General features: G+C 53.0%; 13 protein-coding genes. 3 read left to right on the top strand and 10 right to left on the bottom strand.

Annotated elements, in window-relative coordinates; translation table 11 throughout:
• The first annotated feature begins 91 nt into the window (after positions 1-91).
• Positions 92-1,519 carry a cell division protein FtsP gene (ftsP, locus tag U868_RS0113790; RefSeq protein ID WP_025153795.1) on the top strand — a complete coding sequence of 476 codons (1,428 nt, stop codon included), beginning with the start codon at positions 92-94 and terminating at the stop codon, positions 1,517-1,519.
• 52 nt (positions 1,520-1,571) lie between these two features.
• Here the strand turns inward: ftsP and U868_RS0113785 are convergent, their stop codons facing one another.
• Both U868_RS0113785 and U868_RS0113780 read right to left on the bottom strand, forming a co-directional pair.
• The gene (locus U868_RS0113785; protein WP_240182721.1) at positions 1,572-2,324 is read right to left on the bottom strand and encodes a nucleotidyltransferase domain-containing protein; all 753 of its coding nucleotides are present in this window, start codon (positions 2,322-2,324) and stop codon (positions 1,572-1,574) included.
• Positions 2,325-2,335: 11 nt separating this feature from the next.
• A complete protein-coding gene (locus U868_RS0113780) occupies positions 2,336-2,950 on the bottom strand; it encodes a LysE family transporter (RefSeq protein ID WP_025153793.1) in 615 nt (204 codons plus the stop codon).
• Between the two features lie 171 nt (positions 2,951-3,121).
• On the opposite strand from U868_RS0113780, the gene folA reads away from it, so the two are divergent.
• Positions 3,122-3,616, top strand: a complete 495-nt coding sequence (gene folA / locus U868_RS0113775; RefSeq protein ID WP_015422448.1) for a type 3 dihydrofolate reductase — start codon at positions 3,122-3,124, stop codon at positions 3,614-3,616.
• A gap of 94 nt (positions 3,617-3,710) precedes the next feature.
• On the opposite strand, the gene apaH is transcribed toward folA, so the two are convergent.
• From apaH to lptD, 6 genes are all read right to left on the bottom strand, one after another.
• Entirely contained in the window at positions 3,711-4,544 is an 834-nt protein-coding gene (gene apaH, locus U868_RS0113770; protein ID WP_025153792.1) for a bis(5'-nucleosyl)-tetraphosphatase (symmetrical) ApaH, read from the bottom strand.
• A 6-nt stretch (positions 4,545-4,550) separates the two neighbouring features.
• Positions 4,551-4,928, bottom strand: coding sequence for a Co2+/Mg2+ efflux protein ApaG (gene apaG / locus U868_RS0113765; RefSeq protein WP_004237169.1), 378 nt, complete (start codon positions 4,926-4,928; stop codon positions 4,551-4,553).
• Between the two features lie 10 nt (positions 4,929-4,938).
• A complete protein-coding gene (gene rsmA / locus U868_RS0113760) occupies positions 4,939-5,751 on the bottom strand; it encodes a 16S rRNA (adenine(1518)-N(6)/adenine(1519)-N(6))-dimethyltransferase RsmA (RefSeq protein ID WP_004237170.1) in 813 nt (270 codons plus the stop codon).
• Positions 5,748-6,746, bottom strand: a complete 999-nt coding sequence (pdxA, locus tag U868_RS0113755; protein ID WP_025153791.1) for a 4-hydroxythreonine-4-phosphate dehydrogenase PdxA — start codon at positions 6,744-6,746, stop codon at positions 5,748-5,750. Before pdxA ends, rsmA begins: the two co-directional genes overlap by 4 nt.
• The gene (surA, locus tag U868_RS0113750; RefSeq protein WP_025153790.1) at positions 6,730-8,028 is read right to left on the bottom strand and encodes a peptidylprolyl isomerase SurA; all 1,299 of its coding nucleotides are present in this window, start codon (positions 8,026-8,028) and stop codon (positions 6,730-6,732) included. Before surA ends, pdxA begins: the two co-directional genes overlap by 17 nt.
• Positions 8,029-8,098: 70 nt before the next feature.
• Positions 8,099-10,459 (bottom strand): LPS assembly protein LptD, encoded by a 2,361-nt coding sequence (lptD, locus tag U868_RS0113745; RefSeq protein ID WP_025153789.1) that lies wholly within the window; start codon positions 10,457-10,459, stop codon positions 8,099-8,101.
• A 179-nt stretch (positions 10,460-10,638) separates the two neighbouring features.
• Between lptD and djlA the strand changes: the two genes are divergently transcribed.
• Positions 10,639-11,460 (top strand): co-chaperone DjlA, encoded by an 822-nt coding sequence (djlA, locus tag U868_RS0113740; RefSeq protein ID WP_025153788.1) that lies wholly within the window; start codon positions 10,639-10,641, stop codon positions 11,458-11,460.
• A 236-nt stretch (positions 11,461-11,696) separates the two neighbouring features.
• Here djlA and rluA read toward each other — a convergent pair whose 3' ends face one another.
• The gene (gene rluA / locus U868_RS0113735; protein WP_025153787.1) at positions 11,697-12,347 is read right to left on the bottom strand and encodes a bifunctional tRNA pseudouridine(32) synthase/23S rRNA pseudouridine(746) synthase RluA; all 651 of its coding nucleotides are present in this window, start codon (positions 12,345-12,347) and stop codon (positions 11,697-11,699) included.
• Positions 12,348-12,402: 55 nt separating this feature from the next.
• Complete coding sequence (gene rapA, locus U868_RS0113730) at positions 12,403-15,309, bottom strand: RNA polymerase-associated protein RapA (protein WP_025153786.1); 2,907 nt, start codon at positions 15,307-15,309, stop codon at positions 12,403-12,405.
• Between the last annotated feature and the right edge of the window lie 101 nt (positions 15,310-15,410).

The following is a 15,410-nucleotide window of genomic DNA, read 5'->3' as shown; positions in this document are numbered from 1 at the left end:
AAAGATAACACGGATGTCTCTGTCTGCTCACCGGCATACGGGTGTTCGGTACAAATCATAAAAATCATGGAAACGTTTTTTCGGAGATGCTATGACACTGAGTCGGCGCCGGTTTATTCAAGCATCCGGCTTAGCGGTGTGTTTAGGTTCACTGCCTCTGTCTGTCCGTGCGGCAGATGAGGGCGGCAGTCAGCCGTTACCGGTTCCGCCATTGCTGGAAAGCCGCAACGGACAGCCGTTATTTCTGACGATGCAGCGCACTCACTGGTCATTTAACGGTAAAAATCAGGCCAGTGTCTGGGGTTTTAACGGCCGTTATCTCGGGCCGACTGTGCGTGTCCGTAATGGTGATGATATCAAAATGATTTACAGCAACCGTCTGTCAGAGCCGGTTGCCGTTAATGTCAGCGGGCTGCTGGTGCCGGGAACGGTTGCCGGAGGGGCCGCACGCCTGATTTCACCGAATACAGACTGGTCGCCGGTGATCCCGGTGCGCCAGCCGGCTGCAACCTGCTGGTATCACGCCAATACTCCGAACCGGATGGCACCGCACGTTTATAACGGGCTTGCCGGCATGTGGATTGTGGATGATGAGGAAAGCCGTAATCTGCCGCTGCCGAAAGAGTACGGCGTCAATGATTTCCCGCTGATCATTCAGGATAAGCGTCTTGATTCCTTCGGGTCGCCGGAGTACCGCACGGAAGATAACGGTATGTTTATCGGTGACCGGCTGATCGTCAACGGTGCGGAAGATCCGTATCTGGAAGTGTCGAAAGGCTGGATCCGGCTGCGCATGGTCAATGCCGCAAACGCCCGGCGCTTTGAACTGAAACTCAGTGACGGCCGTCCGTTCTATATGATCGCTTCTGATCAGGGACTGCTGCCGTCACCGGTAGCGGTTGAGGTATTGTCCCTGTCGCCGGGTGAACGGCGCGAAGTGCTGATCGATATGTCAAAAACGGAAACACTGACTATCACAGCCGGGGAATCCGCTACCCTGACAGAGCGTTTTAAAAGTCTGTTTGAGACATCAAATACGCTGGTGAATACTAACGTGCTGACTATCCGCGCAACCGGTCTGATTTCGCTGGTAACGGATAATTTACCGGCCACCCTGATTCAGGATCCGACACAAATCACAACCGGTGTCCGTAACCGCGATGTGTCACTCAGTCTGTTACCGCCGGGGATTAACGGCGCGATGTGGGACATGAGCCGTACCGATATCCGCACGCAGCAGGGTAACTGGGAGCGCTGGGCTGTCACAACCGATACCCCGCAGCCGTTCCATATCAGCGGTGTGCGCTTTAAGGTGATCAGCCATAACGGTCAGTCACCGCAGCCGCAGGATTACGGCTGGAAAGATACTGTCTGGATTGACGGGCGCAGTGAATTACTGGTACAGATGATGCAGCCGTCGTATTCCCATTTCCCGTTCTTCTATTACAGTCAGTTCCTTGAACAGGCCGACAAAGGCGTTGTCGGGCAACTGGAAATTGAACCCTCTCCGCTGTATTAAAACACCCCGGATAAAAAAACTGCTGATTATTCAGCAGTTTTTTATGGTTTTTTCAGCGGCTCAGAAGACGCTTTTCCTCATCCCGCAGCCAGCGGGAGAATGTCCCGGCAACGGCGATAAACTGGATAATCCCGGTATCCGGCTCTTCGGTTTGTCCCAGCAAAAACGTGATCGCGTGGCGCTTTTCCGGATACAGCGCAATCGCTTTTCCGGCCATCTGCGGCAGCGGCAGCGGGTAAGTGCAGGTTTCATAATCATTCCACACCAGTGCGGTGGCACGCAGCAGACGCCGTGCGGTTTCCCGTTTTATCCGCCGGATTTCAGCCAGCGGCGGGCTTTTCTGTAACTGCGTCAGGTTGGTGCGGACCAGCACCGGAAAGTCGCCGTTAATGCCGTGTATAATCTCACGGTTAAGTGTCACAACGGGCAGTTTCAGTGTCAGGTCATCACCCCAGACCGGCAGGCAAAAATGTGCCAGCCAGTAAGCCCAGACCGGCTGCTCTTCCGCAGAGGTCACTTCTGACAGCAGGCCGGTATCAAACCCGATTTTTGACACACTGCTGTGACGCGCGGTCAGTGCTTTGTCCAGACTGCGGAGAATGGTTTTTTCCGCCGCGCTGAGCGGCCGGTGCAGCACCAGGGTCAGATCCAGATCAGAGCGGCCCGGGACAGCGCGACCTTCTGCTACACTGCCGTAAACATAGATGCTGTGCAGCACACCCGGCAGTGCAGTGCACAGGGATTGTACGGCATCCTGTATGACATCCTGAAATTCCGGCTGAAAAGTGTATTTATCTGTTTTCATTATCATTATCATCAGCTCATTGCAACCCGGACGCCAAAGCCAATCAGGACGACGCCAAGGACTTTATCGATATACTTCTGAATTTTCGCCAATCCGCGGCGTACCGGATCACTCTGAATCAGCAGTACCAGTGATGGCCAGTAAACCACCGCCAGTCCCATTACAATAGCAGCATACCAGAGTTTTTCACCAAATCCGGAGTTGATATCCAGTACCTGGGTAAAAATAGCAAGGAAAAAGAGTGTGGCTTTCGGGTTCAGCAGGTTACAGAGAAATCCCTGCATAAAGGCTTTTTTAAAGGAGATACGCTGATGTGAGCCATCCCCGGTATCAAGGGTATGGCCGGCACGCGCCAGCAGGCTGTTGATCCCTATCCAGATAAGGTAAGCCGCCCCGGCATATTTGAGGATCATAAACAGCCATGGTGTGGTGGTGATGATCACCGCCAGACCTGCCACGCAGTAGGTCATGTGAATAGCGATCGCGGACAGCACACCCAGTGCGGTCATCATAGCTGCAGCACGCTGGTAACGGGCTGCGTTTTTCACAATCAGAAAGAAATCCGGGCCCGGGGAGATCATACCGAGCGCAGCGATAGTGGTGACCATCAGAGTGGCATCATACATATGGTATATCCTTGCTGAAAAAGACCTGAATACAGAGTAAAAGTATGACCCACCTTCAAGTGTGAAGACAAATAAATTATTTGTATTGATGAAACACTGAATTCTGTCGACGGCATTGAGTAGTTTACGTATAGTGACGGCAAAATTTCTCTCAGCCCTAAGGTGAAATGAATGAACATTAGCTTGATCGCTGCTTTAGCTATGGATCGGGTTATTGGCATGGAAAATGCGATGCCATGGACACTGCCGGAAGATCTGGCATGGTTTAAACGTAATACGGTGAATAAACCGGTGATCATGGGTCGCGTGACTTATGAATCTATCGGCCGTCCTCTGCCGGATCGCCTCAATATCGTCCTCAGCCGTACGCCGGGCAACGATGATCGCGTGGTCTGGGCTAAGTCTGTGGAAGAAGCACTGGCGATTGCACAGAAAGAAACAGACGGTGAGATCATGGTGATGGGCGGCGGTAAAGTCTACGGACAGTTCCTGCCGCTGGCGGATCGTTTATATCTGACGCACGTTGATGCCGAAGTCAGCGGGGATACTTACTTCCCGGACTATGAGCCGGATGAGTGGGACTCCACTTTTATGGAATATCATGATGCGGATGAAGCAAACTCGCACGGTTTCTGCTTTGAAATCTTAGAGCGCCGTAAGAGCTGATTAATCAGTTGATTCGTATTATTTCATAAATAATGTTAATACAAAAAAGCAGAGCCACCGGCTCTGCTTTTCCTTGTCTGTTGCCGGTGACTGCTCAGTCCTCATCCTCATCCCGCACCGCAAAAGATTCCTGCCAGAAATAGCAGCGATCTTCCCAGCGCAGCATGGTAAGCTGTCCGCCCCAGCAGCAGCCGGTATCCAGCGCATAAATACCGCGCGGCGTACCTTTGCCTTCCAGTGATGCCCAGTGACCAAAAGCCACGCTGTAACCTTCCGGCAGTTTTGACGGCAGGGCAAACCAGGGTTTCAGCGGTGCGGAAACCTGATCCGGTTTATCTTTGCAGACCATATCCAGTTGTCCGCCCGGGAAGCAGTAACGCATCCGGGTCAGGGCATTGGTGGAAAAGCGCAGACGTGCCAGGCCGGTCAGAGAGGGGGACCAGTCATTCGGCAGGTCACCATACATAGCATTAATAAACAGCGGATAGGTATCGCTGCTGAGAACCGCTTCCACTTCACGGGCACATATAATGGCGGTATCCAGATCCCACTGCGGGGTGATCCCGGCGTGTGCCATAATCAGCTTTTTCTCATGATCAACCTGCAGCATCGGCTGGCGGCGCAGCCAGTTGATCAGCTCATCCAGATCCGGTGCGCTGAGCAGTTTGTTCAGATGGTCGCGTGGTTTGTTACGGCTGATCCCCGCGTAGATCCCCAGCAGATGCAGATCATGATTACCGAGTACCAGCCTGACGCAGTCACCCAGGCTTTTGACATAACGAAGGACATCAAGTGAATCCGGGCCGCGGGCGACCAGATCACCGGTCAGCCACAGGGTGTCAGCCTGCGGATCAAAATCTGCCTGAGTCAGTAATGCGCGAAGTTCACGGTAACAGCCGTGAACATCGCCGATAAGATAGGTTGCCATAGAGAATCAGTGAATAAAGGTTGGTATTGCGAGCCGGAAAACAGGGATCTCACTGATGAAATCCGCACCCTCGTGATCCACCATAGTGTAGTAACCTTCCATGGTGCCCAGCGGTGTTTCCAGGACTGTGCCGCTGGTATAACGATACTCTTCACCGGGCCGGATCACCGGCTGTTCACCGATGACACCTTCCCCCTGAACCTCTGTCTGGCGGCCTTCACTGTTGGTGATACGCCAGTAGCGGCTGATAAGCTGCACAGGATCACGACCCAGGTTACGGATAGAAACGGTATAGGCGAAAACATAGCGTTCCGCATCCGGTTCAGACTGACTTTCGATATAAACACTCTGAACCTGAATACAAATTCTCGGGTCGTTATTCATGATGAATCCCCTATGAGGCGGGATGTTCCGCCAGGTAATTGGCCATCAGACAGTATTGCGCAACACTGATATTTTCTGCCCGGGTGGCCGGATCAATACCCAGTTCAGTCAGGGTTTCCGGACTGAACAGATCACCTAAGCTGTTGCGGATCGTTTTGCGGCGCTGGTTAAAGGCCTGTGTGGTTACCCGGCTGAGCAGCGCGACATCTTTCAGCACATACGGATTTTCGCGGTGCGGGATCAGGCGGACAACCGCTGAATCCACTTTCGGTGCCGGGCGGAATGCCGTCGGCGGCACATCCAGAACCGGTACGACCTGGCAGTAATACTGCGCCATAACACTCAGACGACCGTAGGTTTTGCTGCCCGGACCGGCAACCAGACGGTTAACCACTTCTTTTTGCAGCATAAAGTTCATATCACTGATTGCGTTAGTGAAGGTGAACAGATGGAACATCAGCGGCGTGGAGATATTGTACGGCAGGTTACCGAACACCCGCAGCGGCTGGCCGCGCTCCTGTGCCAGTGCCGTGAAATCGACGGTCATGGCATCCTGCTGAATAATGGTCAGTTTGCTTTGTAAAAACGGATGGCTGGCCAGACGGGCGGCCAGATCACGGTCGATTTCAATGACCGTCATTTTGTCCATGCGATCGGCGACCGGCTCAGTCAGTGCAGCCAGTCCCGGCCCGATTTCGACAATCGCCTGACCGGGTTGCGGGTTAATCGACGCGACAATGCTGTCGATAATAAATTGATCGGTTAAGAAGTTCTGCCCGAAACGTTTACGGGCAAAATGCCCCTGATGGACTCGTGTATTCATTGACTGTTTTTAATCATTGTAATCGCTAAATTTAATGCGGTGATAAAACTACCCGCATCTGCTTTGCCGGTACCTGCCAGTTCCAGGGCTGTGCCGTGGTCGACAGAGGTCCGGATAAACGGCAGTCCCAGCGTGATATTCACGGCACGGCCGAATCCCTGATATTTTAGCACAGGAAGGCCCTGATCGTGATACATGGCGAGCACCGCATCCGCGCGTTCCAGGTATTTCGGCTGGAACAGGGTGTCTGCCGGGAGCGGACCTTCCAGGGAAATCCCCTGCGCCCGCAGTTCATCGAGTGCCGGGATAATGGTATCTATCTCTTCATGGCCCATATGGCCACCTTCCCCCGCATGCGGGTTCAGGCCACAAACGATGATATGCGGCTGCGCGATACCGAATTTGGTACGCAGATCATGATTGAGAATAGTGATCACTTCATGCAGACAGGTGCGGTCAACGGCTGCCGGTACCTGTAAAATCGGCAGATGTGTGGTCGCCAGCGCCACCCGCATTTCTTCGGTGGCCAGCATCATCACCACACGCTTGCAGTGACTGCGGTCAGCGAAAAATTCGGTATGACCGATAAACGGGATCCCGGCATCGTTAATGATGCCTTTATGTACCGGGCCTGTAATCAAAGCACCAAACTCACCCTGTAAACAGCCGTCACAGGCGCGTGCCAGTGTTTCCGTTACATAGGCGGCATTTGCCACGTTAAGCTCACCGGCGACAGCCGGCGCTTTCAGTTTAACAGGCAGAATGGTCAGTGTGCCCGCGCGCTGCGGCTGACAGGCGGTATCCGGTGAATAAGGTTCAAGGGTGAGCGGCAGTGACAGCGCGTGTGCGCGTTGCTGCATCAGTTGCGGGTCGGCACAAACCACCAGTTTTACCGGCCAGTCGCGCTGTGCCAGCGCGACTGTCAGATCAGGACCAACCCCGGCCGGTTCGCCGGGGGTAATAACGACAGGTTTCAGCTTATTTGTTACTGCCATCTAAAATTTCCACGTAAGCGCCGGCGCGCTGTTCCTGCATCCAGCTCTGTAATTCTTCGCTGAATTTACGGTTAAACAGCATACGGTAAGCGCGATCTTTCTGAGCCGCTTCGGTCTTATCCACGTTGCGGGTATCTTCAAGCTGGATCAGGTGCCAGCCGAAAGAGGAACGGACAGGCTGACTCAGTTCGCCTTTTTTCAGTTTCATCAGTGCGTCACGGAAAGCCGGGTCGTAGATATCAGGCATTGACCAGCCTAACTCACCACCGCGCAGGGCAGAGCCCGGATCTTCTGAGAATTGTTTTGCCGCAGCATCAAAAGTGGTTTTACCGCTTTTCACATCAGCGGCAATCTGCTGCAGTTTGCTGCGGGCCTGGTCATCGGTCATTACCGGTGACGGTTTGATCAGAATATGACGGGCTTTCACTTCCGTCACCGAAATCGGCTGACTGTTTCCGCGGACGTCATTCACGCGCAGAATATGGAAGCCGACACCGGAGCGAACCGGCCCGACAATTTCTCCGCTTTTGGCGGACTGAAGACGCTCGGCAAACAGACCCGGCAGCTCCTGTAAACGGCTCCAGCCCATATTACCGCCTTTCAGCGCCTGCGGATCCGCAGAATAGGTAATTGCCAGTTTACCGAAATCGGCACCATGCTGAAGTTCATTCATAATGGTGGTGACTTTTTCTTTTGCTGCATTCATCTGTTCTTCTGTCGGATTTTCCGGCAGCGGGATCAGGATATGGCTGATGTTCAGTTCCGTATCCGCAGCGTTTTGTGTGCTGATAAGGTTTGCCAGAGACTCCACTTCCTGCGGCAGGATCACCACACGGCGGCGGACTTCGTTATTACGGACTTCCGCCATCATCATTTCTTTGCGGATATCGCTGCGGTATTTGTCATAGCTCATCCCGTCACGTTTCAGACGATCTTTCATCTGGGCAAGGGTCATGTTGTTCTGACGGGCGATATCTTCGATAGCGCCATCAACGGCCTGGTCAGGGATAGTGATCTGCATCTGTCCGGCCATCTGCATCACGATATTGTCCATGATAAGACGTTCAAGAATCTGCTGACGTAATGTTGCCTGATCCGGAATCTGCTGACCGGCATTGCGGGCATTCATGGCGACAGTCTGAAGCATATTATTGACATCACTCTCCAGAACCACACCGTTATTCACCACTGCCGCGACTTTATCCAGTTGCTGCGGTGCTGCGAATGAGGCTGTGCTTGCCGTGAACATCAGGCCGAGAATGAGTGTTCTCCAGTTTTTCATAAGTATCCCATCATGTTTCGTATCGCCGTACCGCCGGTACGGCATGTGAAAATTGTGTCAGCTCAGGCGGTTAAAATGCCGGGACATACGGCAGAATACCACGCTCAAGCATTTTCTGGCTGCCCAGACTGTAATTGCTGCTCATGCCGCGTAATTCGATATTAAACGTCCATTTATTGTCGTATTCACTGGCATCATTTTTCCAGCCGATAATCTTACGCTCATAGCCAACGTTTGCCGCCCAGCAGCAGGTATTGTATTGCAGACCAACCAGCTGGCTGGCCGGCTGGCTCTCTTTGGTGTCATAGTAATACTGACCGACAAAGGCCCATTGCTCGGCAACCGGCCAGCTGGCCACGATACCGACCTGAGAGATACCTTTCTGGTAAGCTGGTAACTCAGAGTTATTGCCGGAAGCATTCTGCCGCATTGCCTGAATATAATCCCGGTCCACATAGCGGTAGTTCAGCTGAATCAGACGTTCGGCATCCTGACGGTACTCCATTGTGGCATTGGACATGGCGACACTGCCCAGGCGGCGGTCATACTGAATGCCGCCTTTCAGGCCCCAGTTGTCGTTATAACGCCACATGGAATCACCAGCCCAGACCATCGAACCGGTTTCATCTTTCTCGTCCACAACGGTAGTTTTACCGGTACGCGGACGTTCAAAGTAGTAGATTTGACCCACAGAAACGTTAAATCGTTCAACTAATTCATCATCATAAATCCGGCTGGTCACCCCGGTGGTCACCTGGTTGGCGGATGCAATGCGATCCAGACCACTGTACATACGGTCACGGAACAGGCCGCTGTAGCTGGACTGCATCAGCGTGGAGTCGAAGTTGTTGATATTGTCCTGGTCTTTATACGGGACATACAGGTACTGTGCGCGCGGTTCTAATGTCTGGGTGAAACTGTTGTTAAAGAACATCGGCCGCTCGAAGATCATCTTCGCGTCAGCTTTAAACTGCGGCAGTACCCGGGTAACATTTTTTTCCAGCGCGGCGTTCTTCGGTGTATCAGGAATATCCTGATCATAATGAGTTGCCATCAGCTTCGCTTCGGTATTGAAGCTGGCCCAGCCATTTGACAGCGGCATACTGAGCGTTGGCTCTGCATGCAGACGGATGGCATCCGGATTATTTCTGCCCACACTGGTAAAACGGGCAGCCTGGCCATAGGCCCGGAAATCAAACACGCCGAGGTCATTCTTATAATAGTTGAGATCCAGCTGCGGCTCAGCGCGGTAGGATTTCGCATTATCATTGTTGGTCAGGATCTGGAACTGTTTAGAGGTTACAGTGGCGTTCCAGTTTGATTTTCGGATACCCACAGCCAGTTTCTGCGTGGCATAGCCGTCCGTAGAGTTACCGTAAGCCGAGGTAAAATCAGAAAAATAGCGCGAGTCACTGACTTTGGTGTAGTCAGAAGAGAACCACCAGTCCTGTGCAAACGACCCGCTGTGACCCCAGTAGAATAACCAGCGGTCGTTGGATTCCCGTTTTGCCCATTCCGCATTACCGGCGGCTTCTTTGTCTTTTTTGTACTGCGAGTCATCCAGCAGGAAGTCAAAGGCCAGTGTGCCTCTGCCGAACTGTGTCAGATAACGGAATTCATTATCCATTTTCAGGCCGCGTTTACTGAAATAGTGCGGCGTGATAGTGGCATCATAATTCGGGGCGATATTCCAGTAATACGGCAGGGTAAATTCCAGGCCGGAGGATTTGGAATAGCTGCCGTTCGGGATCAGGAAACCGGAGCGGCGTTTATCACCGATCGGTAACTGGAGATACGGGCTGTAGAAGATCGGGACATTGGCAACACGGAAACGGGCGTTCCAGATTTCCGCAACCTGCTCATCCTGGTCAATAATGACTTCTGAGCCTTTGACGCTCCAGCTGTCATTACCCGGCAGACAGGAGGTGAATACCCCGTTCTCAAGGATGGTATAACGGTTTTCGCCGCGAAGCTTCATTTTGTCGGCATCACCGCGGCCCTGGCGACCGACCATCTGGTAATCGCCTTTCTCAACATCGGCATCATTGTTGTTGAGATTCAGCCACGCTTTCGGCCCTTTCAGACGGATTTGCGGATCAGAATAGCGGACATCACCGGTCGCTGTCGCAATACGGACAGGATTGGTCTCTTCACCGCTCTGAGTGACTTCCACTTCATCCGCTTTCAGATTCTGGTTACCTGAACGGATATCCACACCACCGTCATATTTTACCGCGTGCGGATATTCGCCTGACATACCTTGTGCGGTGATATTGACCGGAAAATCACCGGGTTTTCCGTCAACAACCGGCTCGTCATACACCGGAACACCCAGCATACACTGCTCGGCAAGTGTGGCGGCTTGTGCAGCCTGACTGTATAGCGCTGTCCAGATAATGGTGGCCAGCAGGGTTGGATAACTCTTCTTCATAAGTATGTCTGCAATTCCGTCCTCGGTAGCACATTGCCCGAACGCCAGGAGCCTAATTTACACGAAAAAAGAGCGTGCGTGAAACAGGTTCACGTATCCAAATGGCGTTAGGCATCGTACAGAATGGGTAGTATGATAATGCAAAATTGCGTCAAGGGCATTGTTGAATTGAGGAGTATATGCACTATTTGGGAAAAATCATCGGAATTTTATTAGGCATGGCATCCGGAGCCGGTTTTTGGGGTATTTTTCTCGGCTTTCTTATTGGTCATGCGATTGATAAAGTCCGCAGTCAGCAATTGGGTGGCTCATTCAGCAATAATCAGTCCAGACAGGCACTTTTTTTCAGCACGACCTTTCAGATACTGGGGCATCTGACCAAATCAAAAGGCCGGGTAACGGAATCAGATATTTATCTGGCCACCGCGCTGATGGATCGCATGCAGTTACACGGCAGTGCGCGGACACAGGCTCAGAATGCTTTCCGTGAAGGTAAAGCCGCCGGTTTCCCGCTGCGGGATGCCCTGCGGCAGTTACGCAGAGCCTGTTACGGGCGGGCGGATTTGCTGCGTATGTTTCTGGAAATCCAGATCCAGGCGGCGTTCGGTGACGGGGAACTGCATCCGAACGAGCGCCAGGTGCTCCTGGTGATCGCCGAAGAACTGGGGATCCCGCGTCATCAGTTTGAAAATGTACTGGCAATGATGCAGGCACAGATGCACGGCGGGGCACAGAGCGGTAACTGGCAGCAGCAGTCTCAGCAGGGTTATTATCGCGATCAGAGCGCTGATCTTGCCGCGGCTTACCGGGTGCTGGGTGTGAAAGAAAGTGACGACAGTACTGCCATCAAACGCGCCTACCGCAAGCAGATGAGTGAACATCATCCGGATAAACTGGTGGCGAAAGGGTTACCGCCGGAAATGATGGAACTGGCAAAAGAGAAAGCGCAATCGATCCAGGCAGCATATGATCTCATTAAAAAAGAGAAAGGCTTTAAATAATCCCGTTTAATACCGTTTTGAAGGTGTAAAACGTGTTGCCGGGAAAGTGCAGGGCGGATCATATTCTTTTCATATCATTGCTATAAAATATAAATGCAGTTGAAAAATTACGTAAATATTTTATTAAATATGTTAAGGATATGATCCATGGCCAATACCCGTGTTCTTATCGGAGTAGCGGGATTAGCACTTTGCCTGATTCTTGCCTCAATGAATTCGGTGACCGTGTTAATCCACTAAAAATCTGATTCACAAGTAAAATGCATCGGCTCACCGTTTGCCGGATGTGTGACAGACAGCGCCTCTGCATGAAGCTGCAGCCGGGGCGCTGCGGCTCTTGCTTCATCATGTGCATAAAAACGATCACCTAAAATCGGATGTCCCAGTGCCAGCATATGCACCCGCAGCTGATGTGAGCGGCCGGTAACCGGGAACAGCCTTACCCGCGTGGCATTTTTCTCATATTCCAGCACCTCATAACCTGTCTGAGCCGGTTTGCCGGTTTCAAAACACACTTTCTGTTTCGGCCGGTTCGGCCAGTCACAGATCAGAGGTAAATTGACCATACCGGTTTCCGGCTCCAGCCGTCCCCAGATACGGGCAATATAGGTTTTTTTCGGTTCCCGTTCGCGGAACTGCCGTTTAAGCTCCCGCTCGGCGGCTTTGGTCAGCGCAACCACAATAATACCGCTGGTCGCCATATCCAGACGATGAACAGATTCTGCGGAAGGATAATCACGCTGAATGCGTGTCATCACACTGTCTTTATGTTCGGGCGCACGGCCGGGTACGGAAAGCAGTCCGCTTGGTTTATTCACCACCATGATACTTTCATCCTGCCAGAGGATGTTCAGCCGGGGATCGGCTGGCGGGTTATAGGGTTCCATTAGCATGGGATCACCAAATCAGAGACCCGGCAGAGATTCTCTGCCGGGATACAGGTTACTGATGCGAAACGACAATCAGCCGGATAGCATCCAGGCGCCAGTTGGCATCATCCAGATGTGACAGGATTTGCTGACGTTCTTCTTCAATAGCGTCAAGTTCATCATCACGGATATTCGGGTTAACCGATTTCAGTGCCAGCAGGCGGTCGTGCTCCAGAGTAAGGTGCTGATCCGCCATTGCTTTCGCAGCGGTAATCAGTTCACGGGCCTGACCGGCGACAACGTCTTCGGACAGACGCAGCACCTGATGCACTTCATTTTGTACCGCATTGACAAACTTGCTGCCGGTATGGCGGTTCACGGCATTCAGCTGGCGGTTAAAGCTTTCAAACTCCACCTGAGACGCCAGATTATTGCCTTTCACATCCATCAGCAGACGCACCGGTGTCGGCGGTAGGAAACGGGTCAGCTGCAGATTTTTCGGCGCCTGGGCTTCCACCACATAAATCAGCTCGGTCAGCAGTGTGCCGACCGGCAGGGCTTTGTTTTTCAGTACAGAGACCGCGCAGCTGCCGGTATCACCGGACAGGATCAGATCCAGACCATTGCGGATAATCGGGTGTTCCCAGCTGATAAACTGCGTATCCTCGCGGGACAGCGCCTGCTCACGTTTAAAGGTGATGGTACAGCCGTCCTCCGGCAGACCCGGAAAATCCGGCACCAGCATATGATCAGACGGGGTCAGGGCGATCATGTTGTCGCTGCGGTCATCCTGATTGATACCGACAATATCAAACAGATTCAGGGCAAAGGTCACCAGTTCAGTATCTTCATCCTGATCCGCAATTTCAGCAGCCAGCTCATTACCGGCTTCGCCGCCGTTGGAGTGCATTTCCAGCAGGCGGTCACGGCCCTGTTCCAGCTGTTGTTTCAGGACATCATGGGTTTTCCGGCATTCGGCGATAAACTCATCAAAACCACTGAGATCCGCCGGATTCGCCATCAGGTTAATCAGTCTGTCGTAATAGCGGTCATAGATGGTGCGGCCGGTCGGACAGGTATATTCAAAGGCTTCCAGACCTTCGTGGAACCAGCGCAGCAGTACCGCCTGTGCGGTATTTTCCAGATACGGGATGCTTATCTGAATATCACGTTTCTGACCGATACGATCGAGACGCCCGATACGCTGTTCCAGCAGATCCGGGTTGAACGGCAGATCGAACATCACCAGCTGATTGGCAAACTGGAAGTTACGGCCTTCTGACCCGATTTCGGAACAGAGCAGCACCTGTGCCCCTTCCTCTCCGGAAGCAAAGTAGGCCGCCGCACGGTCGCGTTCCAGCAGGGACATATTTTCATGGAAAACCGCTGCGTGGATACCTTCGCGCTCGCGCAGAACCTGCTCCAGTTGCAGAGCGGTTGCGGCCTGGGCACAGATCACCAGCACCTTTTCATTGCGGTTTGCCAGCAGGAAGCCGAGCAGCCATTCAACACGCGGGTCGAAGTTCCACCAGGTGGCGTTTTCGCCTTCAAATTCCTGATAAATCTGCTCCGGATAGAGCATCTCCCGGGCTTTGACTTCGGTGGTTTTCTTGCTGCCCATGATCCCGGCGACTTTAATCGCGGTCTGATACTGTGCCGGCAGCGGCATTTTAATCGCTTTCAGTTCGCGGCGCGGGAAGCCTTTCACGCCGTTACGGGTGTTACGGAACAGCAGGCGGCTGGTACCGTGTCTGTCCATCAGCATGCTGATAAGCTCACGGCGGGCATTCTCGCCGTCTTCGCTGTCGGTATTGGCGGCTTTCAGCAGCGGCTCAATATCCTGTTCGGCGATCAGGTCATGAATGGCATTCTGCTGATCGCTGGTCAGCGGCGCGTGGTCGAGCAGCAGGGTGACAGCATCGGCAACCGGCTGATATTTCTGCTGTTCGGCAACAAAAGTTTCGAAATCATGGAAACGGTTCGGATCCAGCAGGCGCAGGCGCGCAAAATGGCTCTCCATACCCAGCTGTTCCGGGGTGGCGGTCAGCAGCAGAACCGACGGGATGCTCTCTGCCAGGGTTTCAATCACCTGGTACTCACGGCTTGGCGCGTCTTCACTCCAGACCAGATGGTGTGCTTCATCCACCACCAGCATATCCCAGCCGGCTTCCGCCAGGTGTTCAAAACGCGGCTTGCTCTTGCGGACAAAATCCAGCGAGCATAATACCAGCTGCTCAGTATCAAACGGGTTGTCACTCTCGTGCTGTGCCTCGGTGTAACGGCTGTCATCGAACAGGGAAAAACGCAGATTGAAGCGGCGCAGCATTTCCACCAGCCATTGATACTGAAGGCTTTCCGGCACAACAACCAGTACACGCTCGGCACGTCCTGCCATTAACTGCTGGTGGATAATCATCCCGGCTTCGATGGTTTTCCCCAGACCGACTTCGTCCGCCAGCAGAACACGCGGCGCGTGGCGTTTGCCGACTTCATTGGCGATAAACAGCTGGTGCGGGATCAGACTGGCGCGGATGCCGCGCAGGCCGCTGGTGGCACGGCGGTATTCTTCACTCAGAAATTTGCGGGCGCGGTAGCGCAGCGCAAAGCGATCCATGCGGTCAATCTGACCGGCAAACAGGCGATCCTGAGGCTTATTAAACGTCAGTTTGCTGTCGAGAAACACTTCGCGCAGGCGGACATTGTCCTCACCGGTATCGGTGCGTTGCCCGATATAGGTTAACAATCCGTCGCTCTCTTCAACGGCGGTCACACTGAGCTGCCAGCCTTCGTGACTGGTAACGGTATCCCCTTCGTTGAACATCACACGGGTGATAGGGGCATCGGCTGCGGCATAGAGGCGGTTTTCACCGGTAGCCGGGAAAAGAAGGGTGATCATCCGGGCGTCGACAGATACAACTGTACCTAATCCCAGCTCGCTTTCAGTATCGCTTATCCAGCGTTGACCAAGAGTAAACGGCATATTTTTGGCTCGATTCTGTTATTCAGGGCTAATTAGACAAATGCTGTGGACATCATTACCGGTGATACAAAAACGGCATTGTATTCACCGGGAAAAAACAC

Origin of the sequence: Morganella morganii H1r (assembly GCF_000633515.1) — a bacterium.
In the GTDB taxonomy this organism is placed as follows: Bacteria; Pseudomonadota; Gammaproteobacteria; order Enterobacterales; family Enterobacteriaceae; genus Morganella; species Morganella morganii_B.
The sequence above is the reverse complement of the archived record's forward strand: the minus strand, read 5'-3'. Positions and strand labels throughout refer to the sequence as shown.

What these genes read in the sequence shown, in the direction of transcription:
- djlA (WP_025153788.1), top strand. Translation starts at nt 10,639, where the DNA reads ATGCACTATTTGGGAAAAATCATCGGAATTTTATTAGGCATGGCATCC.
- rluA (WP_025153787.1), bottom strand. Translation starts at nt 12,347, where the DNA reads ATGGAACCCTATAACCCGCCAGCCGATCCCCGGCTGAACATCCTCTGG.
- rsmA (WP_004237170.1), bottom strand. Translation starts at nt 5,751, where the DNA reads ATGAATACACGAGTCCATCAGGGGCATTTTGCCCGTAAACGTTTCGGG.
- pdxA (WP_025153791.1), bottom strand. Translation starts at nt 6,746, where the DNA reads ATGGCAGTAACAAATAAGCTGAAACCTGTCGTTATTACCCCCGGCGAA.
- surA (WP_025153790.1), bottom strand. Translation starts at nt 8,028, where the DNA reads ATGAAAAACTGGAGAACACTCATTCTCGGCCTGATGTTCACGGCAAGC.
- U868_RS0113780 (WP_025153793.1), bottom strand. Translation starts at nt 2,950, where the DNA reads ATGTATGATGCCACTCTGATGGTCACCACTATCGCTGCGCTCGGTATG.
- U868_RS0113785 (WP_240182721.1), bottom strand. Translation starts at nt 2,324, where the DNA reads ATGAAAACAGATAAATACACTTTTCAGCCGGAATTTCAGGATGTCATA.
- apaH (WP_025153792.1), bottom strand. Translation starts at nt 4,544, where the DNA reads ATGGCAACCTATCTTATCGGCGATGTTCACGGCTGTTACCGTGAACTT.
- lptD (WP_025153789.1), bottom strand. Translation starts at nt 10,459, where the DNA reads ATGAAGAAGAGTTATCCAACCCTGCTGGCCACCATTATCTGGACAGCG.
- rapA (WP_025153786.1), bottom strand. Translation starts at nt 15,309, where the DNA reads ATGCCGTTTACTCTTGGTCAACGCTGGATAAGCGATACTGAAAGCGAG.
- ftsP (WP_025153795.1), top strand. Translation starts at nt 92, where the DNA reads ATGACACTGAGTCGGCGCCGGTTTATTCAAGCATCCGGCTTAGCGGTG.
- folA (WP_015422448.1), top strand. Translation starts at nt 3,122, where the DNA reads ATGAACATTAGCTTGATCGCTGCTTTAGCTATGGATCGGGTTATTGGC.
- apaG (WP_004237169.1), bottom strand. Translation starts at nt 4,928, where the DNA reads ATGAATAACGACCCGAGAATTTGTATTCAGGTTCAGAGTGTTTATATC.